This is a genomic window from Rheinheimera sp. SA_1 (assembly GCF_001669775.1).
Classification (GTDB): domain Bacteria; phylum Pseudomonadota; class Gammaproteobacteria; order Enterobacterales; family Alteromonadaceae; genus Pararheinheimera.
This window is the reverse complement of record NZ_LXWK01000016.1, coordinates 789,239-812,629: the sequence shown is the minus strand read 5'-3', so window position 1 is coordinate 812,629 and position 23,391 is coordinate 789,239. Positions and strand designations below refer to the sequence as shown.

The window sequence follows — 23,391 nt, the reverse complement described above, 5'->3', positions numbered from 1 at the left end:
AAATGACACCGCAACTGTGGCAATGTCCTCAATGTCAGCGCGAGTTTAGCCGCAAAAATCAGCGGCATGCTTGTGGTGCGGGCAATTCTGACGATGTAATCCGGGACCGGCCGCAATCGGTGGTCGAGGTTTATCAGGCTATTGCCGACTTTGTGAATCACTTGGGCAAAGTTGAGACTATTGCCAAAGACCGGTATGTACTGTTTCGAAGCGTGCGCATATTTATCGACCTCTCAATCATGAAAGACGTGGTGAGGGTGGCCATTCATGTTGGGCGAAGAATAAACCATCCAATCTTTATTAAGGTTGTTGATGATGGCAAGCAATTTACCCATGTGGCGAAAATCGGTAGTCTGGATGAGCTGAAAGAAATTGAAGCGCTACTAAAAGAAGCTTATGATTTTTCGTTGACTTGACAGCTGCTGGCGCAGAACATCTATCCAAAGCAGCTTTGGCGATCTAAAAAACCAGCTCAGTTGACGCAAAACATATACGAATGGTCAACAGACCCTCAATCTTGCCTAAAAAAGAGGATAGTGTGATGTCAGCAACGGAAAAAGTAAAAGGTCCCGCCAGCTATTTCCCTTCCATCGAAACCAAGTATGGTCAACCCATTCAGTATTGGATTTCGATTGTGGAAACTAACCGTGCCATGAAACATATGGAAATTGTGAACCTGCTTAAATCTGAGCATGGTTTGGGCCACGGCCATGCCAATGCAGTCGTTGCGCACGTACTTTCCAAACAGTAAACAGTATTTGTACCGGAGGGTCTCCATTGCATCATTTCACGAAAATTATTATCGCTGCAGCGGCCATCGGGGTACTGGCATCCTGTAGCAGCATTAAAGAAACTGGCCGGACCATCGGCCATACCACGCGGGATGTGACCACAAAGATTGGTCACGCGTCCAGAGACACCGTCAAAGCAATTGGTAAAGGGACGAAAGAAGTTATAAAAGACATCAAAGATGACGACACGGATGATAACAAAGACGATGGCCAGCAATAACTACAGCACAGTGGCTGTAACTGAATTGTTGCTTATCAGGGACAATTGCGGCTGCACCTACCTCGGCTGATTTCTGCAACAATACGCAAAACTATGCAATAGCTGTCAGCTTTTTTTGCATTTTTATGACGCTCAAGATTGGCTAAAAAATAAGCATCTTCATTTTGTTGCAGATTTTTCATTTGGTTTAGTTTTTGCTTATGTACTCCCCGAAACAGTGCCCGGCTTGGGCATTGCAACAGCAAGGTGGAGGAGCTATGTTAATCACTCGTAAGAGTTTTTGGCTGGCGATCCTGAGTTTTGCAGTCACAGGTAGCCTGATATTACCGGTCAAAGCCGGTGTAATTTCCCAATATACCGAAATGAGCAGCTATCAGCGAAGTTGTCCCGGATTAGCCGACCCAAATTTTGTCAGCAATTGGGGCAATGCCATCAAGGCAATCTATGCCGTTACAAGTGTTGGCACTGATATCGCCTGTCATTTTAATGCGTCGTTTCAGAACAACTTCTATAACGCTGATGGCAGCCCAAAACGTCCGGGTTTGCCAAGTGGTGTGCCTTTTACGCCGGACGAGATCGGATCCACTGCCGCTGCGATAGCCTTTGCGGCCAACAATGCGGAGATCGGCAGTCTGGACGGAGAATTTTACGGCAAGGTGACGCTGGACGCGGACAATCTCGGTTTACCGGAAATCAAAATAAAATCATCGTCAGATGCGCTGGAACGCAACTCGGTCAATGGTTTTGCCGCCACCGAGTACCAATGGCTGGGCGCGGCGCAAACACTAAGTTACAGCGTCAATTTTGACTTCTTTAATTCTTATGCGCTTTGGGGCATCCCTGGGGCAACGGAGGTACATGACTATTCGTTGGGGCTAACCTTTGGGGTGAGTCAGGATATGGAATTTTCGTATGACGTGCCGTTTGACTTTGATTTTGGCAACGTGCAGACAACCGCAGCTTTTATGAGCCACATGCTGGAGATGATTGACTCCGACTTAGAAAATCCATTTATGGGCTCCCTGACCATCAACTTCGACGTGGATACCGGAGACAAATTCTGGTTGTGGACGCAAGTGCAAGCTTTTGGTTTAAATGGCGGTTTTATTGATGCCACCCATACGGTGACTTCGGCACTTGGCGTTGAAGGGCTCACTCAGGAAGAAAGCATGCGGCTGTTTACTACAGATTTGCGTCAGGTGCCGAACCTGATCTCACAGCCTTCCGGTTTAATGTTGTGGCTTACCGCTTTGTTTTTATTGTACTGGCAGCAGCGGAGAATGACCGGCAGACGATGCTGAGGAATGGGGATCTAAAGTGTTTTAATGTCGATGCAAAAATTATATTGTTGAGTCTCCACTGAAAAACAGGCCGCTAAAAATGCCGGCCTGTTTTTTTTTCCGCGAAGTCATAAATCGGTGTGGCCGGAGATTAAAGCTCATTGTTGCTGGCGCCAGATATCGTTTTGCTTTCAAACCGACAGCATGGCAATGATTCAGCCGAAATGCCTAAGCCTTGAGATGGGTCGGTTTTTCAGGTAGCGTTGTGGCTTGGTGAGAGCAAAGCAACGTCAACCAAATTGCTTAGGCAAAAAGCATTAATTGGTTAGCAAATTGGCGTCGATCTGACGTAACTAACAGGGATCTAAGTGCTTTTTCTGAAATTAACAATAGTCCCGCTCTTTATCGCCGCTGTAACGCTTGCCGGGCGCCGTTGGGGTGTTGCAGTACAGGCCATACTGCATCGGATTGTGTTGCTAAAGTCACGCTAAAGCTGACGTTGCTGCCGCTGGCTTAGAACAATATTCAACGCCTGCATGACATGCAACCTTTGTTGGATTAGTTAAGTGACGTCAGCTCATGCAAAAAAGTAATAAGATTGGAGACCAAATGTAATGGAAGATCCGATAGTTAAGTTTGAAGGTTGGTGGCAGCAGGCTTTAGTCCAGAGTCCGCTGCAGCAGAAAAATGCAGTATGTGTCTCAACCATTGATGAAAATGGCTTTCCTTGCGGCAGGTTTGTTGATTTAAAGTCGGTCGGAACTGCCGGTTTTGTATTCTGTACCTATGTTGATTCAGCGAAAGGCCGGCATATTCAACGAGACCCAAGAACGGCAATGACGGTCTGGTGGGATCATGTCGGTTATCAGGTCCGTGTGGTGGGGACCGCTACAGCCATTACCGCTGCTGACGCTGATCGGTACTGGGAAACCAGAAGCAGAAGTGCGCAGTTAACGACCACCGCATTCCAGCAAAGCCAACCATTGGCCGCTGAACAAGAATTATCAAGCCGCTTACAGGAAGCCGCCGACAGATTTTCGGCACAACAAATTCCGCGACCGGATCAATGGGGCGGCTTTTGTATCAAGCCTGTTGCAATTGAGTTTCTGACATTCCGGGAAAGCAGGTTACACCTGCGTGAATTGTATAAAGATCTCGACGGTGGTTGGGTAAAGCAGCTACTGCAACCTTAAAACGGGTTATGCCAGACATTGATAACAACGGCCTTTCGTTTCGGTTTAATAGACAAAAGCCTTATGCATCATCTGCAATTACCGGCGCTTCTGTCGACAAAACCTGTACAGGCGATGAGTCCGTCAACTATCACAACTGCTTTTAACGCAGCGAACAGACCGGGTTAAATTGCATTTTTCCCCAATGGCAACAGCCCAAATCTTGTTGTTCTAAATCTTTTCGCGATTGAGGCGGCGTGATTCTGATCTACGTTGGTTTGAATGTGATGGGCAGAATATTCTTTATTGCGGTTGATTTAAGGTTGGTTAAAAGTTAATTTGTTGTCGATTATTCTGGCCGTTCAACCCTGTTGATTTAATAGCCGAAGTCGAATGATTTTAGGAGAAGTTGTGGAAGTATCGTTACGCCCGGTAACAAAAGACAATTACGAAGCCATTTGTGATTTAAAGGTAACAGAAGAACAAAAACAATACGTTGCATCTAATTTATGGTCCTTGGTTGAAGCCGCATTCAACGAAGGTTATCAGACAAGAGCCATTTACTTGCTTGACGAGCCGGTTGGATTTTTTATGTGGGTTTATGCGGGCAGTCATAAGATATCGATTTGGCGATTTATGGTCGATCAAAAGTTTCAGCAAAAAAATATTGGACGCACAGCATTACAAATGCTGCTGTCCGACATGAAAGGAAAGGCAGGCCTGAAAGAAATCGAGATTTGTTATTACCCGAAAAATCCGGTCGCCAAAGATTTTTATGCCAGCTTTGGTTTTGTTGAGGTGGGTCTGGATGAAGAAGGTGACGACATGTTGGCCGTGCTGCAATTGGTGTAGCCTGGCATCCGGGAGCGCTCATTTGCACTAAGTTGACGCTATCTATGCCAAACGTTAAATCGGTCGTCGACCAACCATAGCAATATAGGTGGCTACCGAATTTTGAATATGAAGCTGTAAAAGTAGGAATGCTGATGTCGCTTGAAATTTGCCAACACAACGACGAACACAAGTCGGTGATTTGGAATGTCTTTCAATTCTATTGCTACGATACCTCGGTAGAAGAAGGTTACGATTTGAAAGAAGATGGCCGGTACTCTTTATGTGCAGAGTATTTTTCGCAGTACTGGACCCATCCAAGATGGCGGGCGCACCTATTGCGCTGGAATGGCGCCATTGCTGGTTTTGCCTTGCTTGAAGCATCCGAAGCACTGGACGATGCACAGGAAATTGCTGATTTGTTTGTGATGAAACGTTTTCGACGGCATGGTATTGCACGAAAAGTGGTACAACATTTTATGGGGCAGCGGGTCGAGCCCTGGACCGTGGTGGTGTTTGATGAAGCGACTGAAGCTCAGTTATTCTGGCAAAGCATCTTTCAAGATCCACAGTTTAAGCCTGATCGGCAAGTGGCAGATCCGGATGACCGCGCGGTGACCGTGTATGTGCTGGAGCCGAATGTTCAGCAGATAGTGACGTCCAGCAGCTCTGTTAATTCGGAAAGAAAATGTGTTACGGCATAACTTTACGAGTATGAAGGCGCAGCCGAAGTGGCTTGGCCCGGTGGTTGCTGATGACAGACGACGAAAGCTTATTTTGGACTAATCAGCCCATGTTGCCACAGGCGGGGCATTTTCAGATGCTGCAGTTGTTGATGCTCATAAGTTGAATATATAAAGGTTGCCAGGAGTAAGGCACTGGCTGGAATCACCCATCGCATCTTAATGCTTATATTGCAAGTATTTGACTGATAATGATAAAGCGCAATTAGAAACACCAACATCAATTGCGTTATTGGCATCACAATTACCCCGGACAACTGCGAGTAACACAACGCCGATAGAATTGAGAACAATACAACGGTATCCGTTTCCCGATGTAAGTCACTGTCGATTTTTTTCAGAGCAATGTGTAGAGCTCTCGTCACCCATATCAGCAACACTAAAAAAACCAAAAAGCCATATTCATAAAGTATTTGCAGCGAGGAGTTGTGAGGGTGTGCATTAAACAGCGGTTTTCCTTCTGCCCAAGCGAAACTCATAGGCCCTAAACCTAGCCAAAAATTATCCCGAATTGAATTTAGTGCGTATAGCCATAATTCGGCACGCCCGGAACTGCCAGTTCTAAACCTTAAATTGGTCTCGCCAATCAGCAGGTAAGGTATCACGACAATCAGAACAGCCCAGAGTGCTAAACCTACCAATATGGATTGTGCCAGGGGTTTTAATATGGTTTTTCGATCCGCTGCGCGGTTGAAATATAAAACAAGTGCTCCGGCAAGGGTTAACGACAAAATAGCACCTCTTGCTTCAGTCTGAATCATGGCCATCCAATGAATAGCCATTAAGAACACGGAAAGCCGCTGATATTTTGCTAAGGATAATGTGATAAAAGGCAATAGTAACAGTGGCAGTAACATGACTTGAAGTTGATTTAAGATCCGTGGATTGTCAAAACCCGAGATCAAACTAAACATGCCCGGCTTTTTTGCCTCCAGCATATGGATCAACAGCTTGATGACAAACTGCATTAAGAACAACAACGAAAATGCCGCCACAAAAATGTACACGCCACGAAACAGTGATCGTTTTGAGACATAATTCATACAGATACAACAAGTAAAAAATGCAATCAGCAGCAATCCGCAATTCGCCAGTTCGACCATCCCCCAATAAGGTTTCGCACTGTTGATTGCTGATATCATCCCAAGTATGAAGAACGTCAAAAGCGCCACAATGGATGTCGGTTGCAATCGAGCACCCCGCAGTTGTCGCGGGGATGCCAGAATCAACACTGAACTCAAAATAACGCTGATTGCCAGAAAGCGTTTGAAATCAAATAGATTACCAATATCAGTGATGCGGGAAATGCTGGACGCTAATAATGTACTGGCTAAAAATGCTGCGGCATAAAGGAACAAAGAAAAAACAGCATGTAACTTTAGAAACACCAAAAATCCCTTGCTGTGCAAAAGCACATCGATATCGTGAATAAAACAACCAAACAAATCGCCAAGCAGGAAGATTCTTTAAGGTTTTATGGATACGGTGACAAACCGCGGCAGCATTATACTATTGCTGCTGAGTTGCGAAACATAAATGTGATGAATTTGCAATTTTCGATGAAAGCAGTTAGCAGTTGAGATACAGAATCGACGTATAAAAACTAGCTTCGGGTACCTAACTTAGCGAGATGTAAATCATTAAACAGCAAAGTTTCGTCTGCCAGACATCATTGCCTGTAGCTAAATCGTCGCCAAAGTTTATTAAAGATGTACCAGTCAAGTAAGTCTGGATGTCTAGATAGCAAACAACTTGAAATATATGCAAACTGCATGTTACAACAGGTGTTGGAAGGCCTTTGCAACAAGGGAGTTGAGAAAAGGTTGTCTTATGTATTTGATTTATATAAATATTAATAAAAATTAAATTTCCTAAAAATCGTATTTTGTTTTGCTGTTTAAAAGTATTGGATATGGAATTTTGGCATTTTCTATCTTCATGGGAATTTTGTCATTATTTGGTTGTGAGACCGTGAACCGGAATGATGCGGCGGTTATCAGAGTCACCAGTTTGTTTGTTTCCGTTCCTATAGGTCTTTTGCAGTCCTTTTTACAGGGATGATGTGGTTATTCAGCATTGTGGGTTTAAGGATCAATCACTTTCCCAGCGAATAGCTATGGCTAAAATATCTGGTGTACACAGCACATTTTTAAGACAGTTTTGAGTGTTGTTCATTAAAAAGTTTAAGAGCTGTTGTCGATTCTACCCGAATCAATTCGATTATGGCCGTCGAAAATGCGTTGTATTAAAAACTCGGTATCAGTGCAACGGCATTCACCGCATGGTCGGGCTGACAACGAGAGTAAATATACCAAAATAAGGAGCATAAAATGTCGAATGAAACAGGTACAGTGCGGTTACACCGGGTGTTAAGAGCACCAGCAGCGCGGGTTTATAAAGCTTTTACCGACCGGGGAGCGTTGGAACGTTGGGTGCCACCTTATGGTTTTATCGGTACTATTCATGACATCGATGTTCGGGTCGGTGGTGGTTACCGGATGTCATTCACCAATTTTGGTACCGGTAGCAGCCATTCGTTTGCTGTGACTTATCTGGAACTGATTCCGGATACGCTGATCCGCCATACCGATGTGTTCGACGATAGCAATCTGCCGGGTGAAATGCAGGTCACGGTTCAATTGAAAACGGTGCTTTGCGGCACTGAAATCAGTATTGTGCAACAAGGGATCCCGGCCGTGATCCCAACCGAAATGTGTTATTTAGGCTGGCAGGAATCGTTGGAACAACTGGCTAAACTGGTGGAGCCGACCATTCCGGACCATGGTTGACGTTGCGGATTGTCGACGGCTGGATATATGAATCAGTTGATAGTTAGAAAAAGTAGGATCTGCCATGACCGCAAATTTTGACCAAGCGCTACATCAGCATTTTGCGGCTATTGCAGCGCGGGATATTGAAGCCTTTAAATCCCACCTGACCGACAGTGAAACGCTGTACACCATAGTCCAGAATGGTCACGCTTTTACCAGCGTTGCAGAAACTGTCGAGTTGCACCAGCAGTGGTTTTTGGACCCAAACTGGACCTGGGAAGCCAGCGTGGTGCATAAAGTCGTGGGGGAGGATGTGGCAATGGCACTGATTAATTACCACTATCGGCCTCATAAGGCAGCCGAAGGTTTTCATAGCTGGCTGACGTATGTTTTTCAGCTGCAACAAGGCCAATGGCGAATTGTCCATGACCAGAATACTGCGCTGAATTACGCTGCTTTTGCCCGGGCAGCTGGTATTGAAATGAAGTAGTCATCTTGTCACTCACCGCCAGGAAGGAACACCAATCATGTACCAGGGTAGTTGTTTATGTGGGCAAGTCCGGTTTCAGCTAACGACGCCAATTCGAGCCTCCCATTGTCATTGCCGGATGTGTCAGAAACAGCATGGCGCTGCTTTTGCAACTTACGTCAGTGTGAAACTTGCTGATTTTCAACTGCTTGCCGGTGACGACCTACTGGTGCAGTTTCAGTCATCTGCCGGGATTTACCGCGGTTTTTGTCATTGTTGTGGCTCCAGTCTGTTTTGGCGTGATAGCAGCAGCGACGAAATTGCTGCGGCGCTGGCTAGTTTTGATACGCCGTTGGTGCCCGAACATATTCCGGATATTTATACCCAAAGCCGCGCGCCCTGGTGTCCGGGCGCTCAGCGTGGTACGCCAGGTTGAATTCGTGCACAGCCGCTAATCATCAAACGCCAGCCTTAGGATTGTTATCGTTAACATAAAGTCCTCACCAAGGAACTCAAATGCGACAGTTTTTGTTATTGCTAGTACCTATGTTTGTAATGCCATTTTCCAGCGGTGCGGCAGAGAATTCACCAGCAGAAACGGTCGCGGCACTGTGGAACGCGATATCCAATGATGCCGGTGCCACAGCAGATGCGGCAACGCTACAACGTATTTTCCATCAGGACGCAGTGATTTTTGGTGGGCGTTACAAAGATGGCAAGCCAGTGGTGCGGCGCAGCTTGCTGCCAGATTTTCTGAAACCATTGGCAAAGGTGCAGGAAAAAGGCTTTTACGAGTGTGAAATTTCCAGAATGGTGCAGTCTTATGATCGTTTCGCCGTGGCCTACAGTGTGGTTGAATCCAGAACCGAAAAAACGGCAATAAAGCCAGATTTTGTCGGTGTGAACAGTGTGCAGCTGTACCAAGACGGTGACCAGTGGAAGATTTTATCATTGTATTATCATGTTGAAAAAGCAGGTCTGCCGATTGCTGAACAAGGGGCAGTTTCAGGCAAATGCCTTAACAAATAATGCCGTAACGAATAATCTCCTGTCTGTGGTTATCGAGCGTCATAGATTTTGTAAAGGTGGCAATGTGCTTAGCGGACTCAATCATATAACTATCGCCGTCAGCGATTTATCAACATCGTTGGCTTTTTACACTGAACTACTTGGGATGAAAGCGCATGTGCGCTGGGATGGCGGAGCCTATTTAAGTCTGGGCGGGTTCTGGTTCTGCTTGTCTTGTGATGAAGTATCACCAAGCCATGATTATTCGCATATTGCGTTTGATATAGCCAAACCGGATTTCCCGGCTTTGGTGGCGCGATTAAGGGCGTCCGGCGTCCGGGAGTGGCGACAGAATCGTAGTGAAGGCGAGTCCTGTTATTTTCTGGATCCGGATGGACACAAGCTGGAAATTCATTGTGGCAGTTTACAAAGTCGTTTAAATTCACTAAAAACAGCGCCTTACTCTGGACTGGTTTGGCTTTAACGGCAGCTGTTTAGTGCTAAAACCTTCGTCTGCACTTCGCTAACAGAGAGAATAATCATGTACTTCGGAAGTTGTTTATGCGGTGGCATTCGTCTGGAAATCACCGGGCCTATTACTTCGATTATCCACTGCCACTGTTCAAAATGTCGCAAAAGTAGTGGCACTGCATACGCCACCAACGGTTTTGTCGCGGTTAACGATTTGAACATAACTGCTGGTGATCAGCTATTGGCAAGTTTTGAAAGTGCCCCTGGCAAACATCGCCATTTCTGCAAAATCTGTGCATGTCCGGTATTCAGTACCAATGCTGCCGTTCCGGAGCAAGTTCGGTTACGGCTTGGTATTTTGGATTCACCGATCAACGAGCGGCCAATGTCACATAACTTTGTGTCATCAAAAGCAAACTGGGATGATTTGGATGCACAGCTGCCACGCTCCGATAGTTATGAGCCAGGGCGTTAACCCTATATAAGGATTTTTTATGCTGATTGTTGCGGCCATTTTACTGCTGTTATGTGGTGTGGTGCATTCGGTACTGGGCGAACGTTATCTGCTGAGCCGCTTGTTTAAGCGCGATAACATGCCGCATCTGTTTGGCAGTATTGTGGTGGCCTAGCTAGAGGATCTATCTTTAGTTTTAACTGCTTACCAGCTTTGGTCTGCCGCAGTATTTATATTAGTCGCTGTTTCTGATACCGAGTCCGATCCCACCGGCAGCCGTAACCTCGCGATAGCGCCGCCTTCTGGCCGATCGAGGCGAATAAACTCACCGCCGTGTTGATGCGCTACTCTGGAAACAATCGCAAGTCCAATGCCATGGTGCGAGACGCCATCGGTGTGCTCACTATTGGTTGAACTTGCGGCCGGACTTATCGGATTTATTAGATTTGCTGGATAAGCTGCGCTGCTTTCTTTTACCGGTGGCTGTTGCCAGCCACTGCCATCATCACAAATATCTATCAAAATATCAGTGCCTTGAATACTGAGTTCAATCCATACTTTATCGCGACAATAGCGCAGCGCATTACTAAGTAAATTCGAAAGCGCCCGTTGTAATAGTTTTTGGTCGGCCTGGATCATCAACATTGGGCCTGGCAATAAGGCCAACTGATGCTCGGAATTGGCGGCGAATTTATCAATCAGTTCCTGCACCAGTTGCGGTAAATCGAGCTGACTGAGCTGTAAATCTGCGCGAAAATCCTGTTGTGCCAGTCGCAGGTAGTCATACACATTCTCTTCAATTTCCAGCAGATTGCGGTGCACCTGGGCGTAATGCGCCGGGCTGATCTGCGCTTCGATGCTCAGCATAATAAAACGCAGCCGTGCCAATGGCGTTTTGATGTCGTGGCAAACCGTATCCGCCATTTCCCGCTGCAATGAATTTAAGTCGGTAATACGTTGATTCATCCGGCTTAATGAGCGGGCGAGCGGTTGCAGATAAGATTTGGCGCTGAGGCGAAATGCCGGTAAATGGCCGAGTTTAATTTCCTGCAATGCACTTTGCCGTAGCGTTTCAACATCGCGAAACACATTGCGGCTCAGCCAAAACATACAGAGCAGCAACAGCAGAATAAACACATGGGCAAGATCAATACTAAAATCGGTGCCGTCGGGTAGGTTGAGCTGACTTAAACACAGTAGCTCGCCGCCGGCTACTTCGCTGCACATCGAGGCATGGCCGCTGGCGTCACGCATCACTTCAATGGCGTAATAAAAACCCGGTTGCGGCTGCCACATGCCGGATGGGTAAGTGACAAATAACGCATCCAGGCAATCGTCGGTATCAGAAATGCGACAACTAAGCCGGTGCTGCGATGTATATTCATTGACGTGCAGCAGCATACTTTGTGCGGCATCGGCGATATCGTCACGCTGATAGACCCAGCTATAGAGCTGATTCAGACTGAAAAATAGCAGCAACACCACCAGCACGATGCCCAGATAAAACCGCAGCAGCGTTGATCTCATTGGCTTGGCTCCGCTGGGTCAGGCTTTTCTGTCTCAGTTTCCCTCACCGTCTCAGCGGGTGGGACATCGGCATAACTGATGCTATAACCCTGGCCCCACATCACCCGGATATTCCAATGCGGATCAATGGCTTGTAATTTACGGCGCAATCTTGAAGCGCGGCCGTCCATGGTGCGGTCTTCGCCGTCATATTCGCGGCCCAGTTGTTCGCGAAACAGCCGCTCGCGGCTAATCGCCATGCCGTAATTATCCAGCAGTGCCAGCAGTAACTGATGTTCGGCGTTGGTCAGGCAAATATTCTGACCAGCCATACTGACCAAGCCGCTGATCCGATCGACCGTCAGATTGTGGTTTTCCAGCACAGTGTTGGCTGCAATTGGATCCGTGGCGCTTAGAAATATTCTGATTTTTGCCAGCAAAATGCGTGGATCCAAAGGTTTTAACAGATAATCCTGTGCTCCCAATTCCAATCCCTGCAGCTGGGCACCGACCGAGGTTTGCGCCGTCATAAATAAAATCGGCCCTTTAAATTGCTGGCGGATCTGCCGCACTAAGTCAAAACCACTGCTACCCGGCAACATCACATCACAAACAATTAAATCAAAACGTTGCGCCAATAACAGCTTTTTGGCTTTTTGCGCATTACCACAGCTGGTCACCTGATAACCTTCGCTTTGCAGGAAATCGGCGACTAACTTTGCCAGTTCTAAATCGTCTTCAATCAACAATAACTGGTGCATTATGGGTTGCCCCAGCTGGCGCGGCTGCGTTTTAACAGCTGATCGCCGGCATTTAAATCGACCTGCAGCACTCGGATCAAACGCGAATCCAGCACAACGCCATCAGGTTGTGAACGTAGTTCAAATTGAGTGTGAGCGGTTAAATTGAGAGTGAGTAGCTGCTCTTTGCCATCACCACAAAGCAGTGGCTGTTGCGCGGCTTTTTGGTATAGACAAGCTGGCTCCTGTTGTTGCCAACTTACCTTGACCTTGAGTTCACACTGTTGTTGTGGATAGTGCAGGCACAATCTGGGCTGCAATTTAAACTCTGCGGCTGCAAGCGGCTGGCTGATACAACCAAGCGCCAACCACAGGCCAGCCGAAAGTACCATCAACAACCTGCCAATCATGGTTTGCTCCTGTGTTCAGTGACCCGGTATCACACCGGGCTTTGCCTGTAACAGATACTGCCGTGTTCCTTGCCAGAGGTAAAGCGCGGCAAAGCACCCCATTTGGTCAGAACTGATACCGCACTTCAGCGCCATAAGTGCGCGGTGGATTGAGCGAAGTGATAGGAGTACCTAACACATCCGCTGCCCAGCCACCAATACCGCCGGTGGTTTCACTGTCGGTCAGGTTTTTACCCCACAGCGCCAGCTCCCATTTTTGGTCAGCACTAGCCCAGCTCACTCTGGCATTGACGCTTTTGCTGTCGGCAAAATAAGCCGGAATGGTTTTGGCAACTTCTAATAAATCCGGGTCGTCCGCACGGGTATTTTCTTCAAATACATAATCCAGATGCAGTTTGATATCACCGGCCAGCCATTGCTGCACCGGAGTCCAGTCGGCACTGAGGGTATAAGAATCGGCGGTGGACGATTTTTCGACATCGGTCACTAAATTACCTTCGGCGTTGTAGAACTGCTGCCACTTGGATTCGGTACTGCGATATTCGGTCACCAGACCCAGTTTCAGCGTGTCGGTCGCCTGGTAGTCGAGGATCATTTCCACGCCGTTGATATCCTGATCGCCGTTAATCACCACCGGCACCGCCACACCAGAGCCCGGCTCTTTGCTATTCACCGAGCGCTGGCGGTTGGTTAAATCCATCTGAAAGCCAACCAGTTGCAGCCGCACTTTGCCCCATAAATCAGCTTTGTAGCCCAGCTCTAAGTTGCCGACTTCTTCCGGCGCAAAGGGGGTGAGCGCTGAACGTGGGTCTAACGAATCGTAACCTCCTGATTTATAACCGGTTGAATAAGACAGATACAGCATGCTGTCTTCATTCAGATGATAACGGGTCACCGCGCGGCCAGTGAGTTTGCTCCAGCTATGACCGGCATCGAGGCGTGGCATCACCGGAAATAAAAAGTCGGTCAGGCCAGGCATCGCCGCGCCAAAAGAACGCTCTTTAATTTCCCAACTGAAGTCTTTGTCATCGCGGCTGTAACGTAAGCCTGCGGTGAATCCCCACTGGTCATTGAGTTGATAATCGACGTCGGAATAGATGCCATAAGAGGTAAATTTGCCGCTGTTGATGATATCTTCCGCCCAGAGTTTTCCGGCATTGGATGGGCCAAAAATCTCGTTGATGCCAAGACCGGCACCGATTGCCTGATAGGTTAAATCGCCGGTGGCAGCGATTGCACCCACTAACTCCGGGCTAAAAGGCGCTGCGCCTAACATTTGCAATAACTCACCGACGCTGGGATCAACCATCGCCATCACACTTAAAATGCTGGCCCAGTCTTGTGGGTTCCACAGGTGATCGGCCGGCAGACCCATTTGCGCAATCATTTCATCTGGCAAGCCAGCACCCTGCAAAGCGCCGATCAGCATGCCATTGAGATTGGCGGTGGTAAGCCTGGCGACAGTGTCGGCCATAATATTCAGGCTGGTTTTCTGGTAGACATTTTCGGTGCTGTAGGTGATGCCGCCGACATAGCTCAGCCGATCTTTTTGATAGTTAATTTGCAGTTCGTTGTAGAAAATATCGGAGTCTTCAAAGTTGATGGTGTCCAAATAACGGGTTTTATCGGCAGTGCCGTCTGAATCATCACGGCCTGACACTTCCCATTGCCGTTTGCTGCTAATCAGTTTGCCCGACCAGTCGTCGTTAAAATCGTGGGTTATTTTCAGCGACAACGCGCTCATATCACGGCGTTCATGACCGTCAATCACATCGTTTTCAATGGTGCGATCAAGCGGGTTGGTGCTGTAAGCGTAAGGACTCAGGCCAATCGACGGTGCATAACCCTGATTCACATCGTCCCAGTCGTAACTAAATTGCACTTTGGTGGCGGAGTTCGGTTGCCACAAAGTGGCCAGGCGTGCTGCCTGATGATCGGTGTTACCAAGCTCTTCGCCCTGGTAGTTCTGATAAACGTTGTCTAAAAATGAATCACGCTGATTGCTCATTAAATTCAAGCGCAGCGCAAATTCATCACTCATCGCGGTATTGGCCATCGCTTCATAACGGCGCAGCGCATAGTTGCCGACCGTGGCTTTTAAAAAGGCTTCGTCTTCTTGCGACGGCGCATTTGGGATCATATTGACCACACCGGCAGCGGCGTTTTTCCCAAATAGCGTGCCCTGTGGGCCTTTCAGAATTTCAATGCGCTGCATATCGGAGAACATCACACTTTGCGCGGCGCGTGGCAGGTAAAAATCATCGAAAAAAATCGCCACCGACGGGTCGCCGCCGGTGCTGATATTGCTGCTGGAAATACCGCGCATAGTGGCACTGGCCTGAACCACCGCGTCTTTGCTGAATTTAAAGCCTGGCGTGTAATCGGCAATATCGCCGAGCAGCACCGAGTTGGTTTCTTTTAAATCGGTGGCGGAAATGCTGTCGATTGCCACTGGCACATCCATCACATTCTGCACCCGTTTTTGCGCGGTGACGGTGATGGTTTCGATGGCGGCATCTTTATTGTTATTGGTGCTGCTGGTTTGGGTGGCAGCGGCGCTTTCCTGCGCCAGCAATGGGGTGCTGTAACCGGCCAGCAGCAAGGTGATGCAAAGGGCTAATGGCTGCGCTTTGAATGTCAGCAGATTGCCGGTTGCATGAAATGCGGGTTGATTTGACCTGGTAGGCGCAGCGCTTCTGGACTTAGCTGTTGTTGACATCGCTCTCTCCGTTTTTAGTACCGGTTTTTTTACCGTTTGTTGTAATTATTATTCGTTGTTGGCCCTGGATCTGAATTTGGCTCTGCTCATTTGCAACCTGCTTTTTCGCAACCTGTCAGAGAGGGTCCTGGTCGCATTGATAGTAACAATGCAAAGCGCTAAAGAAAGCCAACTGGACAATTTTGCACACTTTTCGGTTTGAACCTTGAGTCTCAAAAAAGCAAGCTACAGCCCATGTCCAATAGCACGAGCAGCGTCTGCTGAAGTCTGATGCCAACACCAAAAGTTCTGCTGATCTCAGCCAGATTGTTGTTTTTATTGTGTTTATTATTTAACGCTGAACGAGTGTTTGCCGCGACAGCTGACACCTGCAACGCCTGTCATGCTGATGGAGTGCGCCAGGCGAGTAAAGCTCCACAACTTGCCGGGCAGTCGGCTTCGTACCTTAAAAAGCAACTTTTGCAGTTTCAGTTGGGCGAACGGGGTGCAGCCGCCAATGATCTGACCGGACAACAAATGGCCGCGATGGCCAAAACGCTGACGGCGGCTGAGATTGAAACTCTGGCGATTTTTTACAGCCAGCAAACGGCGACAGCTGAAACTGTAGCAGGCGACAAGCTTGATGCAGCGCAACTTGACCAAGGCCGCCGGTTATATATTGGTTCTTGTGGTGCCTGTCATGGCGCCAAAGCTGAAGGCAATCCAACGTTAAATGCACCAGCGTTGCAGCAGTTGGACGCTGGTTATTTACAATTGCAGCTGCAGCATTTTCGGGGCGGAGTAAGGGGAAGTAACAAAACCGATAAACCGGGCCGGCAAATGGCGTTGATGAGCCGCCAGCTGACGGATGCGGATATTGCCGCCGTGGCTGCTTATATCGGTGCGGGATTACCATGATGCTGACTTTGCTGTTGGCGCTGGCCACATCCGCTGCGGCTGCAGCTCCGATCACCCTGAATTCCAACTGTCCGCCCAGTTTTGAGCGCACCGCGGCCAATACTTGTCAGCTGGTGACTCGTTATGACGCTTATGATTCGCTGCATAATAAGGGAGTTGGCGGCACCCAAACCGCATTACCCAAAACACGTGATGGCTTTAGTCCACAGCAAATTGATTTGGGACGATATTTGTTTTTTGATCCGCTGCTGTCGGGTAATCATCGCCAGGCTTGCGCCAGTTGCCATCAGCCGGGGCAAGGGTTTACGGACGGTAAAGCGCTCAGTACCGGCACCCATGGTGACGTCGGGACGCGCAGTGCGCCCAGTTTATGGAATGTCGGTTTTCTAAAAAAACTATTCTGGGATGCCCGCGCTGATTCACTGGAGCAACAAGCCTTGATCCCGTTATTTGCCCCGCACGAAATGGCCAATACCGCAGAGCAGTTATTGACTGATTTAACGGCAAGTAGCGCATATCCGGCGTTATTTCGGCAAGCATTTCCAGAAGCGCAGCAGTTGGAGTTGTCGCAGGTGGCTACTGCGCTATCGGCTTTTCAAAGCTCGTTGATTTCGCTGAATAGCCGTTACGATCAATACGCCCATGGTTATCACGAAGCGCTTGATCCAGAAGAGATTAATGGGCTGAACGTATTTCGCTCTTTTGTCGCGCGCTGCGCCGAATGTCACACACCGCCGCTGTTTACCAATCAGCAAATAGCGGTGATTGGTACGCCCGAGCCGGCCGGTATGCCCTTTGATCAGGGCGCTGGCAACAACAGTGAAAAGACTAAATTACGCGGCGCCTTTAAAGTGCCGAGCTTGCGTAACGTGGCCCGCACCGCACCATATATGCACTCCGGCCGTTTTGCCACTTTGGATGAAGCCGCAGAGTTTTATACCAAAGGTCGCGGCCATGCAGTGGCGGATCAAAAACTGTTGTTGCACTGGCATATCTGGGAGCCAAAACTGACCCCGGAAGAGATTGGTCAAATCAGCAAGTTTTTGCACACCTTAACTGACGAAAGCCTGTTGCCGGCAGTGCCAACCAGGCTGCCTTCGGGTTTGCCGTTGCCAGCTGAAATTCAGGTGGCTGAATCGCCGACAGCCACAGTTCAGAACTCGGATATTAGCTCCACAACGACTACAACCTCAGCACCATCTAATAATCAAAGGATCCAACCATGAAAAAAACGACGATTGCGCTGGCGTTACTGGTGCCCGTGGCATTTTTTGCCGGTAAGTTTTTAAGCGCCAAAGCACCGGTGGCACCCACTTACGCACCGGAAGTCAGCTACAACGCCGGCGGTGCAACAACATCTGGCAATGTGAAAAAGTCGGTGATTAACGCCGCGCCTACCGGCAAAGTGCATCAGGTGAAAGACGGTCAGCTGATTATGGACGCGGTGAAAGCGGCCAATCCGGGCGATGTGATTGAGGTTTGGCCCGGTACTTATACTGAAACCGTGTATATCGATAAAAACAATATCCGGTTAAGCGGGGTGATTGTTGAAGGTAAAAGGCCAAAACTGTTTGGCGACGGTCACTTAAACGATGCCATTTTGTATTCGGGCAACAATATCGTGGTCGAGAACTTCCTGATCACCAAATACAAAGGCAACGGCATTATGGGCCAGGCCGGCAACAACTTTGAGATCCGCAACAACATCATCGAAGACACCGGCGTGTATGGCATTTTCCCGCAACTGGGCGAAAACGGCATCGTCGAACATAACGTGGTGTCGGGCATTGAAGACGCCGCCATTTATGTCGGCATGAGCGATTATATCCATGTCGCCAACAATGAAGTATTCGACAGCGTGGCCGGTATTGAAATTGAAAACAGCCGCCATGCTGTGGTCGAAAATAACTTCGTGCATCACAACACTGGCGGCATTCTGGCCTTTGTGACGCCAGGGTTGCCAATCAAAGACACCGTTGATGTGATTATCCGCAACAACTGGATCAGCGACAACAACACCAAAAACTTTGGTGCGTCGGGCAGTATGGTGGCGGGCATCCCGGCCGGTACCGGTATTCTGATTATGGCGGCGGATAAGGTCATCGTTGAAGACAACCTGATCCTCAACAATAAAACCGCCGGTATTATTATTACCGACCATCAAAATGCGCCGAATACCACCTTGGATCCGGGGTCTGATCCAACACCTGATGAAATCATGATTTTAAATAATATGATGTATAACAATGGCTATGACACCATTGCCGAAGCTAAAGTGCTGCTATCGACAGAGCTGAAACAAGGCAACCCGGACATCGTGCGGGTCGGTAATACCAACAACAGTTGTATTAATAATGCCCAGCAATATGTGACTGTCGGCGTCAGCAGCTGGCCAGCCTGTAGCTTTAGTAACACCGATTCAGTGGTCAGTTATTTGCTCGACACCCCAGCTGCACCACGTTCAGTGGCGGCAGCTGATAAAGGTAAATATGCCTATCTTGGCATCTGTACCGGATGTCACGCCTACACTGGCCGGCTGATTGGTCCACCAGTGCAAGTGATCCAGTCGTTATACATGGACGACCCGCAAGCACTGGCTGATTACATCGCCAATCCGGTGAAAAAACGTGAAGACTATCCGCACATGCCAAAACAAGATTACCTCGACGCTGAAACCCGGCTGGCAGTGGCGAAGTATTTGTTGGAAGTGAAAAACTAAGTAGATTGAGGCCGATGGCAACTGGAGTTAGTGACGCCATCGGCCACCAAATTGTTCCTGCTTAGACGAAATAAATAGATGACATAGCAAGGTACATTCATTAAATTATCGTTAACATCGGTAAGCTTAATGAATGAAGGCCAATCATGCATCAATTACAGTGTCAATGTGGTTTGGTTCGTGCTGAGGTCGATTGTCGCGGCACGCACAATCGGCTGATTTGTTATTGCACCGATTGTCGGGCCTTTGGACGGTTTGTGGTTGGATTACGCGAAACAGCTGCCAACTCAGGCTCTGACCATCCGATACTGGACGCACAAGGCGGTACAGAACTTATCCAAGTCGCGCAGTCAAAGCTCAGGTTCCTGCAAGGTGAAGATCAATTGCTGGCGGTACGACTCACGGAGCAAGGCATGATCCGTTGGTATACCCGCTGTTGTCACACGCCGATTGGTAACACGATGGCAAGTCGTGGCGGTGCTTTTATAGGACTGATCCACAGTTGTTTGACCCACCCGCAACTAAACGCCGATTTTGGCGACAAAGTTGCACAACTCAATACCAACACCGCATTGGGGACACCCAAGCCACAGCAACATGGTTTGTTCAGGGTCATTAGCAGCTTTTTGTGGTTACTCATCTCTGAGCGGGTGAGTGGCAGGTATCTGCAATCCCCTCTATTTAATGCTGATGGTTCGCCAAGATCGGTGCCGCGGGTGTTGAATGCAGCTGAAGTGACGGATTTGAAAAAACCAGTCTGATAACTGGTGATGTTTTTTAGCGGAGTTGTCTATGCCCCATTGTGTGATTGAACATTCAGCCGCCTTTGAAAGTGCTGTAGTGATGGACAAAGTCTTTGCCGGCGCTTTTCAGTCACAGCTTTTTGAAGAAGATGGCAGCGATATTAAAGTTCGGGCTAGGGTGTTTGAGCATTTTCGAACCGGCAACACGAAGGCCGATTTTATCCATGTGTCGTTAAACATTTTATCTGGCAGAAGCGCCGCGCAAAAAGCCCATTTGGCAGAAACCGTGCTGCAACAACTCGCAGTGCTTGCGCTAGCACCAAGCTCCATTTCAGTTGAAGTGATTGATATCGACCGCGCTAGTTATCGCAAAATAGTACGTTGAAATGTCTGCTCCAGAGAACCCTATGCTGCATAGCGAAAGATTAACCCTACGACGTTTTACCAGCGAGGACGCCGAGGTATTTTTCCGGATTAATTCCGAACCCGAGCTGGTGAAATATACCACCAGAGCGGCGTTAACTTCATTGGCTGAGGCCGCGACGACGTTGGAAAGTGCTGATTTTCGCGCTGATGAAAGCGTTGGTCTTGGCCGCTTTGCTTGTGTTGAAAAGTCGACCGGGCTGGTGGTTGGCATTGCCGGATTAAGACCAGCGCCGGAGCACGATAGTTTTGCTTTTGGTTATCGGATTTTGCCGGAATACTGGGGACAGGGCTTTGCGACAGAAGCTGCAACGACGCTGCTGCAATATGGTTATGAAAAGCTCCAACTCGACAAGATAGTTGCCACGGTTTTTCCGCAAAATACCGCCTCGGTGCGGGTGTTGGAAAAACTCGGTTTGGTGTTTGAAAAGGAAGTGTCGTTCGCTGAAACCACGCAAAAGTTGTGGTTGTATCAGGCGAGAAATCCAGTCTGATAGTTTGCACAGCGCCGGGCTTAATCCCCAATTGTTGTTTGTTCAAGCTGTTTGATGCTTAAGAGAGTAACGCTAACGGCGTTACTCTCGTCCACCTTGTTTATTCATCCTTCGCGGCTGACGCGGTTTTAATTGCAGGCTCAGCTAATTTCGCCTGCTCAACCATCTTCCTAACATCACTCAACAACTGCTGCGCATCATAAACCACACCGTCTTTAATGGTGTAGCGCACGCCTTTGCTGCGTTCTGGCTGGTTGTTGGCGTTGAGCTGATAATGGCCGGTGCCGTATAACACTTTAAAATTGGCCAGTGGGTTTTCGGCGACAATCAGCATATCGGCTTTTTTGCCGGGTAACAGACTACCTATCTCATCAGCTAAACCCAGCGCCTGAGCGCCGTTAAGCGTCGCTGCCTGGATCACTTCCAGCGGGTTAAAACCGGCTTCACGCAGCAGTTCCAATTCCTGAATATAGGCAAAACCATAAATTTTATAGATATAACCGGCGTCTGAGCCCGCGGTGATGCGGCCGCCATGGTTTTTATAGTCGTTTAAAAACTGCATCCATAATCGGTAATTTTCGCGCCATGCGATTTCCTGATCGGTGGTCCAGTCAAACCAGAACGAACCGTGGGCGTAGCGATTTGGTTTAAAGAAATTACTTAAAGTTGGCAGGGTGTATTCCTGATGCCAGCTGGCGTTACGCTGTGCTTCGGCGTCGCGGGTGGCCTCATAAATTGTAAGCGTCGGGTTGATGGTAAAATCGAGTTGGATCAGTTCATCGCGCACCGCATTCCAACGCTCGGATCCCGGCGCTGCTGCTTGTTTCCAAAGCTCACCGGCGGCGCCAAACCGGTCTTGTTCATTCTGATAATTGTAGTGCGCCGGATAATTCTGAATGGTCTGTCCGGTATAAAGTGCCTCTGGCAAGCCATACCAGTGTTCCATTGAGGTTAAACCCAAACGTGCGCTGTCGAGCACATTGGTACGCAGCACATTCAGCTGTGCATGGTGCATCATGGTGCCAAGCTTTTGCAGTTTGGCTTCGTCCAGTGCCGCCGCGATAATAGCTGGCGGCGCGCCAAAAAACTTAATACCGGAAGCGCCGGCTTTTTTAATCTCTTTCACCCATTTGCGCGCCTGATCCGGGCTGAATACCGGCTTGCTTAAGCCCTGACCAAAACCGACATAAGGCACGATACGGGGCGCGACAATACGGTTGTCGGCGGCAGCTTTGACGTGGCGCATGGTCCATTCCACACCATTAAAACTGCCGGGTTCGCGCACTGTGGTAATGCCATGCGCCAGCCACAGTTTAAACACGTATTCGGCCGGAATGCCGTTGGCCGAGCCACCAATATGGCCATGCATATCAATAAAACCGGGCAGAATATACATGCCGCTGACGTCCAGTTCCTGATCGCCTTGAGCAGCTTTTGGCCGGCCTTCTGGCAGAATGGGCACCCCAGGGTTACCCACAGCAGTGATTTCGACAATGCGATCGTTTTCAATCACGATATCCACAGGCCCCAGCGGCGGCGCGCCTTCGCCACTGATATAAGTACCACCACGCAAAATTAACCGGGCATAAGGGCCATCACCGCGATCGCGCTCTGGCGCTGATGTCGTTCGTTCCGGTTTTTTCGCCGGACTGGCGCTCTCCACACGGTCAGCAGTATTGCTTAATGCCAGCACCGGACTGGCGTGCGTGAACAATACCAATAAACAACAACTCAGCAGTGCGCGTTTGAACATGATTTTCCCGTTTTTAATTATTGTGAAGACCTGATATCGCAGTGTCGCAAGCAAGGGCTGCGGCTGCAACTGGATCCGTTTAATGGCGGGGTTCCAGCGGTAAAATGGGATTGGGAATTGAATGCGGTGCTATTAGATTGGGATTGATTGTATTTGTAGTAACTAATGAGTAAATTGCCGGTTAATGAATGACTTACCCATGTTTCTATCTTCAGGAGTACAGCTAGGTGCTACATCATATTTCGTTTGGCGTGACAGATATGCATCGTTCGGTGCGGTTTTATGATGCGGTACTGACGAGCCTTGGTTATCAGCGGGTGTGGACGGATTTTGATGAGGGGGATCCGGACGCCGCTGTGGGCTACGGCCATGCTGGTGGTGGCGATAAATTCGCTCTAAAACTTCGTGCCGGGCAGCAAGTGATTGCTGGTGCTGGTTTTCATCTGGCCTTTGCCGCGCCAAATCGGGCGGCCGTCGATGCATTTTATGCCGCGGCTTTGGCCAATGGTGGGCTCGACAATGGTCCGGCCGGGTTACGTCCGGATTATGGTGATCACTATTACGCGGCTTTTGTGCTGGATCCGGATGGTTATCGGATTGAAGCTGTGCTCAATCAGCCGGACGATGGCACGCAGTCCGGCTGTCACTGCTGATATACCTCAACACAGCACAGCGATAACAACTGCAAATGCTACCAATCTACAAACAAGTGCTACCACTGACTGGGTCACTGTCTTGCAGATGCGTGACACAGCCTGCACTATGGAATGAATTTAC

The 23,391-nt window shown here is 48.6% G+C and carries 27 protein-coding genes; 21 read left to right on the top strand and 6 right to left on the bottom strand.

The window, feature by feature from the left end; translation table 11 throughout:
* Positions 1-2: 2 nt before the first annotated feature.
* From A5320_RS15565 to A5320_RS15535, 7 genes are all read left to right on the top strand, one after another.
* Complete coding sequence (locus tag A5320_RS15565) at positions 3-416, top strand: DUF5655 domain-containing protein (RefSeq protein ID WP_068066630.1); 414 nt, start codon at positions 3-5, stop codon at positions 414-416.
* A gap of 125 nt (positions 417-541) precedes the next feature.
* Positions 542-751 (top strand): DUF4287 domain-containing protein, encoded by a 210-nt coding sequence (locus tag A5320_RS15560; RefSeq protein WP_068066627.1) that lies wholly within the window; start codon positions 542-544, stop codon positions 749-751.
* Between the two features lie 26 nt (positions 752-777).
* Positions 778-1,011, top strand: coding sequence for a hypothetical protein (locus A5320_RS15555; protein ID WP_068066625.1), 234 nt, complete (start codon positions 778-780; stop codon positions 1,009-1,011).
* Between the two features lie 257 nt (positions 1,012-1,268).
* Positions 1,269-2,312: a hypothetical protein gene (locus A5320_RS15550; RefSeq protein ID WP_068066623.1), complete on the top strand. Its 1,044-nt coding sequence runs from the start codon at positions 1,269-1,271 to the stop codon at positions 2,310-2,312.
* Positions 2,313-2,905: 593 nt separating this feature from the next.
* A complete protein-coding gene (locus tag A5320_RS15545; RefSeq protein ID WP_068066620.1) occupies positions 2,906-3,484 on the top strand; it encodes a pyridoxine/pyridoxamine 5'-phosphate oxidase in 579 nt (192 codons plus the stop codon).
* Between the two features lie 372 nt (positions 3,485-3,856).
* Positions 3,857-4,315, top strand: coding sequence for a GNAT family N-acetyltransferase (locus A5320_RS15540; protein WP_231916746.1), 459 nt, complete (start codon positions 3,857-3,859; stop codon positions 4,313-4,315).
* Between the two features lie 134 nt (positions 4,316-4,449).
* Entirely contained in the window at positions 4,450-4,998 is a 549-nt protein-coding gene (locus tag A5320_RS15535; RefSeq protein WP_068066617.1) for a GNAT family N-acetyltransferase, read from the top strand.
* A gap of 68 nt (positions 4,999-5,066) precedes the next feature.
* On the opposite strand, the gene A5320_RS15530 is transcribed toward A5320_RS15535, so the two are convergent.
* Positions 5,067-6,425, bottom strand: coding sequence for an O-antigen ligase family protein (locus tag A5320_RS15530; protein WP_068066893.1), 1,359 nt, complete (start codon positions 6,423-6,425; stop codon positions 5,067-5,069).
* Positions 6,426-7,367: 942 nt separating this feature from the next.
* On the opposite strand from A5320_RS15530, the gene A5320_RS15525 reads away from it, so the two are divergent.
* From A5320_RS15525 to A5320_RS22375, 7 genes are all read left to right on the top strand, one after another.
* Positions 7,368-7,826: an SRPBCC family protein gene (locus A5320_RS15525; RefSeq protein ID WP_068066614.1), complete on the top strand. Its 459-nt coding sequence runs from the start codon at positions 7,368-7,370 to the stop codon at positions 7,824-7,826.
* A 64-nt stretch (positions 7,827-7,890) separates the two neighbouring features.
* The gene (locus A5320_RS15520; protein ID WP_068066611.1) at positions 7,891-8,298 is read left to right on the top strand and encodes a YybH family protein; all 408 of its coding nucleotides are present in this window, start codon (positions 7,891-7,893) and stop codon (positions 8,296-8,298) included.
* A gap of 37 nt (positions 8,299-8,335) precedes the next feature.
* Positions 8,336-8,713 carry a GFA family protein gene (locus A5320_RS15515; RefSeq protein WP_068066607.1) on the top strand — a complete coding sequence of 126 codons (378 nt, stop codon included), beginning with the start codon at positions 8,336-8,338 and terminating at the stop codon, positions 8,711-8,713.
* An 80-nt stretch (positions 8,714-8,793) separates the two neighbouring features.
* Positions 8,794-9,306 (top strand): hypothetical protein, encoded by a 513-nt coding sequence (locus A5320_RS15510; RefSeq protein WP_068066604.1) that lies wholly within the window; start codon positions 8,794-8,796, stop codon positions 9,304-9,306.
* 64 nt (positions 9,307-9,370) lie between these two features.
* Entirely contained in the window at positions 9,371-9,769 is a 399-nt protein-coding gene (gene fos / locus A5320_RS15505; protein ID WP_068066600.1) for a fosfomycin resistance glutathione transferase, read from the top strand.
* Positions 9,770-9,826: 57 nt separating this feature from the next.
* Positions 9,827-10,231 carry a GFA family protein gene (locus A5320_RS15500; RefSeq protein WP_197490133.1) on the top strand — a complete coding sequence of 135 codons (405 nt, stop codon included), beginning with the start codon at positions 9,827-9,829 and terminating at the stop codon, positions 10,229-10,231.
* A gap of 19 nt (positions 10,232-10,250) precedes the next feature.
* The gene (locus A5320_RS22375) at positions 10,251-10,385 is read left to right on the top strand and encodes a hypothetical protein (RefSeq protein WP_269454649.1); all 135 of its coding nucleotides are present in this window, start codon (positions 10,251-10,253) and stop codon (positions 10,383-10,385) included.
* Positions 10,386-10,414: 29 nt separating this feature from the next.
* Here the strand turns inward: A5320_RS22375 and A5320_RS15495 are convergent, their stop codons facing one another.
* From A5320_RS15495 to A5320_RS15480, 4 genes are all read right to left on the bottom strand, one after another.
* Entirely contained in the window at positions 10,415-11,737 is a 1,323-nt protein-coding gene (locus A5320_RS15495; RefSeq protein ID WP_068066594.1) for a sensor histidine kinase, read from the bottom strand.
* Positions 11,734-12,477, bottom strand: coding sequence for a response regulator transcription factor (locus tag A5320_RS15490; RefSeq protein WP_068066592.1), 744 nt, complete (start codon positions 12,475-12,477; stop codon positions 11,734-11,736). Before A5320_RS15490 ends, A5320_RS15495 begins: the two co-directional genes overlap by 4 nt.
* Entirely contained in the window at positions 12,477-12,866 is a 390-nt protein-coding gene (locus A5320_RS15485) for a DUF3019 domain-containing protein (RefSeq protein ID WP_068066589.1), read from the bottom strand. The genes A5320_RS15490 and A5320_RS15485 overlap by 1 nt, the downstream gene beginning before the upstream one ends.
* 106 nt (positions 12,867-12,972) lie before the next feature.
* Positions 12,973-15,585 carry a TonB-dependent receptor gene (locus tag A5320_RS15480; RefSeq protein WP_068066586.1) on the bottom strand — a complete coding sequence of 871 codons (2,613 nt, stop codon included), beginning with the start codon at positions 15,583-15,585 and terminating at the stop codon, positions 12,973-12,975.
* Between the two features lie 270 nt (positions 15,586-15,855).
* Between A5320_RS15480 and A5320_RS15475 the strand changes: the two genes are divergently transcribed.
* From A5320_RS15475 to A5320_RS15450, 6 genes are all read left to right on the top strand, one after another.
* Complete coding sequence (locus A5320_RS15475) at positions 15,856-16,482, top strand: c-type cytochrome (protein ID WP_068066583.1); 627 nt, start codon at positions 15,856-15,858, stop codon at positions 16,480-16,482.
* On the top strand, positions 16,479-17,708 hold the full coding sequence (locus A5320_RS15470; RefSeq protein ID WP_068066580.1) for a cytochrome-c peroxidase: 1,230 nt from the start codon (positions 16,479-16,481) through the stop codon (positions 17,706-17,708). Before A5320_RS15475 ends, A5320_RS15470 begins: the two co-directional genes overlap by 4 nt.
* Positions 17,705-19,201, top strand: coding sequence for a parallel beta-helix domain-containing protein (locus A5320_RS15465; RefSeq protein WP_068066577.1), 1,497 nt, complete (start codon positions 17,705-17,707; stop codon positions 19,199-19,201). The genes A5320_RS15470 and A5320_RS15465 overlap by 4 nt, the downstream gene beginning before the upstream one ends.
* 146 nt (positions 19,202-19,347) lie before the next feature.
* On the top strand, positions 19,348-19,962 hold the full coding sequence (locus A5320_RS15460) for a DUF6151 family protein (RefSeq protein ID WP_068066575.1): 615 nt from the start codon (positions 19,348-19,350) through the stop codon (positions 19,960-19,962).
* A 31-nt stretch (positions 19,963-19,993) separates the two neighbouring features.
* Positions 19,994-20,329 carry a 5-carboxymethyl-2-hydroxymuconate Delta-isomerase gene (locus A5320_RS15455; protein ID WP_068066572.1) on the top strand — a complete coding sequence of 112 codons (336 nt, stop codon included), beginning with the start codon at positions 19,994-19,996 and terminating at the stop codon, positions 20,327-20,329.
* A 22-nt stretch (positions 20,330-20,351) separates the two neighbouring features.
* Positions 20,352-20,861 (top strand): GNAT family N-acetyltransferase, encoded by a 510-nt coding sequence (locus tag A5320_RS15450; RefSeq protein ID WP_197490132.1) that lies wholly within the window; start codon positions 20,352-20,354, stop codon positions 20,859-20,861.
* A 100-nt stretch (positions 20,862-20,961) separates the two neighbouring features.
* On the opposite strand, the gene A5320_RS15445 is transcribed toward A5320_RS15450, so the two are convergent.
* The gene (locus A5320_RS15445; RefSeq protein WP_082971803.1) at positions 20,962-22,614 is read right to left on the bottom strand and encodes an amidohydrolase family protein; all 1,653 of its coding nucleotides are present in this window, start codon (positions 22,612-22,614) and stop codon (positions 20,962-20,964) included.
* 227 nt (positions 22,615-22,841) lie between these two features.
* On the opposite strand from A5320_RS15445, the gene A5320_RS15440 reads away from it, so the two are divergent.
* Positions 22,842-23,267, top strand: coding sequence for a VOC family protein (locus A5320_RS15440; RefSeq protein ID WP_068066566.1), 426 nt, complete (start codon positions 22,842-22,844; stop codon positions 23,265-23,267).
* Positions 23,268-23,391 lie beyond the last annotated feature (124 nt).

What these genes read in the sequence shown, in the direction of transcription:
- A5320_RS15480 (WP_068066586.1), bottom strand. Translation starts at nt 15,585, where the DNA reads ATGTCAACAACAGCTAAGTCCAGAAGCGCTGCGCCTACCAGGTCAAAT.
- A5320_RS15465 (WP_068066577.1), top strand. Translation starts at nt 17,705, where the DNA reads ATGAAAAAAACGACGATTGCGCTGGCGTTACTGGTGCCCGTGGCATTT.
- A5320_RS15495 (WP_068066594.1), bottom strand. Translation starts at nt 11,737, where the DNA reads ATGAGATCAACGCTGCTGCGGTTTTATCTGGGCATCGTGCTGGTGGTG.
- A5320_RS15485 (WP_068066589.1), bottom strand. Translation starts at nt 12,866, where the DNA reads ATGATTGGCAGGTTGTTGATGGTACTTTCGGCTGGCCTGTGGTTGGCG.
- A5320_RS15445 (WP_082971803.1), bottom strand. Translation starts at nt 22,614, where the DNA reads ATGTTCAAACGCGCACTGCTGAGTTGTTGTTTATTGGTATTGTTCACG.
- A5320_RS15545 (WP_068066620.1), top strand. Translation starts at nt 2,906, where the DNA reads ATGGAAGATCCGATAGTTAAGTTTGAAGGTTGGTGGCAGCAGGCTTTA.
- A5320_RS15460 (WP_068066575.1), top strand. Translation starts at nt 19,348, where the DNA reads ATGCATCAATTACAGTGTCAATGTGGTTTGGTTCGTGCTGAGGTCGAT.
- A5320_RS15475 (WP_068066583.1), top strand. Translation starts at nt 15,856, where the DNA reads ATGCCAACACCAAAAGTTCTGCTGATCTCAGCCAGATTGTTGTTTTTA.
- A5320_RS15515 (WP_068066607.1), top strand. Translation starts at nt 8,336, where the DNA reads ATGTACCAGGGTAGTTGTTTATGTGGGCAAGTCCGGTTTCAGCTAACG.
- A5320_RS15525 (WP_068066614.1), top strand. Translation starts at nt 7,368, where the DNA reads ATGTCGAATGAAACAGGTACAGTGCGGTTACACCGGGTGTTAAGAGCA.
- A5320_RS15450 (WP_197490132.1), top strand. Translation starts at nt 20,352, where the DNA reads ATGCTGCATAGCGAAAGATTAACCCTACGACGTTTTACCAGCGAGGAC.
- A5320_RS15550 (WP_068066623.1), top strand. Translation starts at nt 1,269, where the DNA reads ATGTTAATCACTCGTAAGAGTTTTTGGCTGGCGATCCTGAGTTTTGCA.
- A5320_RS15490 (WP_068066592.1), bottom strand. Translation starts at nt 12,477, where the DNA reads ATGCACCAGTTATTGTTGATTGAAGACGATTTAGAACTGGCAAAGTTA.
- A5320_RS15535 (WP_068066617.1), top strand. Translation starts at nt 4,450, where the DNA reads ATGTCGCTTGAAATTTGCCAACACAACGACGAACACAAGTCGGTGATT.
- A5320_RS15540 (WP_231916746.1), top strand. Translation starts at nt 3,857, where the DNA reads ATGATTTTAGGAGAAGTTGTGGAAGTATCGTTACGCCCGGTAACAAAA.
- A5320_RS15510 (WP_068066604.1), top strand. Translation starts at nt 8,794, where the DNA reads ATGCGACAGTTTTTGTTATTGCTAGTACCTATGTTTGTAATGCCATTT.
- A5320_RS22375 (WP_269454649.1), top strand. Translation starts at nt 10,251, where the DNA reads ATGCTGATTGTTGCGGCCATTTTACTGCTGTTATGTGGTGTGGTGCAT.
- A5320_RS15560 (WP_068066627.1), top strand. Translation starts at nt 542, where the DNA reads ATGTCAGCAACGGAAAAAGTAAAAGGTCCCGCCAGCTATTTCCCTTCC.
- A5320_RS15470 (WP_068066580.1), top strand. Translation starts at nt 16,479, where the DNA reads ATGATGCTGACTTTGCTGTTGGCGCTGGCCACATCCGCTGCGGCTGCA.
- A5320_RS15520 (WP_068066611.1), top strand. Translation starts at nt 7,891, where the DNA reads ATGACCGCAAATTTTGACCAAGCGCTACATCAGCATTTTGCGGCTATT.
- A5320_RS15565 (WP_068066630.1), top strand. Translation starts at nt 3, where the DNA reads ATGACACCGCAACTGTGGCAATGTCCTCAATGTCAGCGCGAGTTTAGC.
- A5320_RS15455 (WP_068066572.1), top strand. Translation starts at nt 19,994, where the DNA reads ATGCCCCATTGTGTGATTGAACATTCAGCCGCCTTTGAAAGTGCTGTA.
- A5320_RS15500 (WP_197490133.1), top strand. Translation starts at nt 9,827, where the DNA reads ATGTACTTCGGAAGTTGTTTATGCGGTGGCATTCGTCTGGAAATCACC.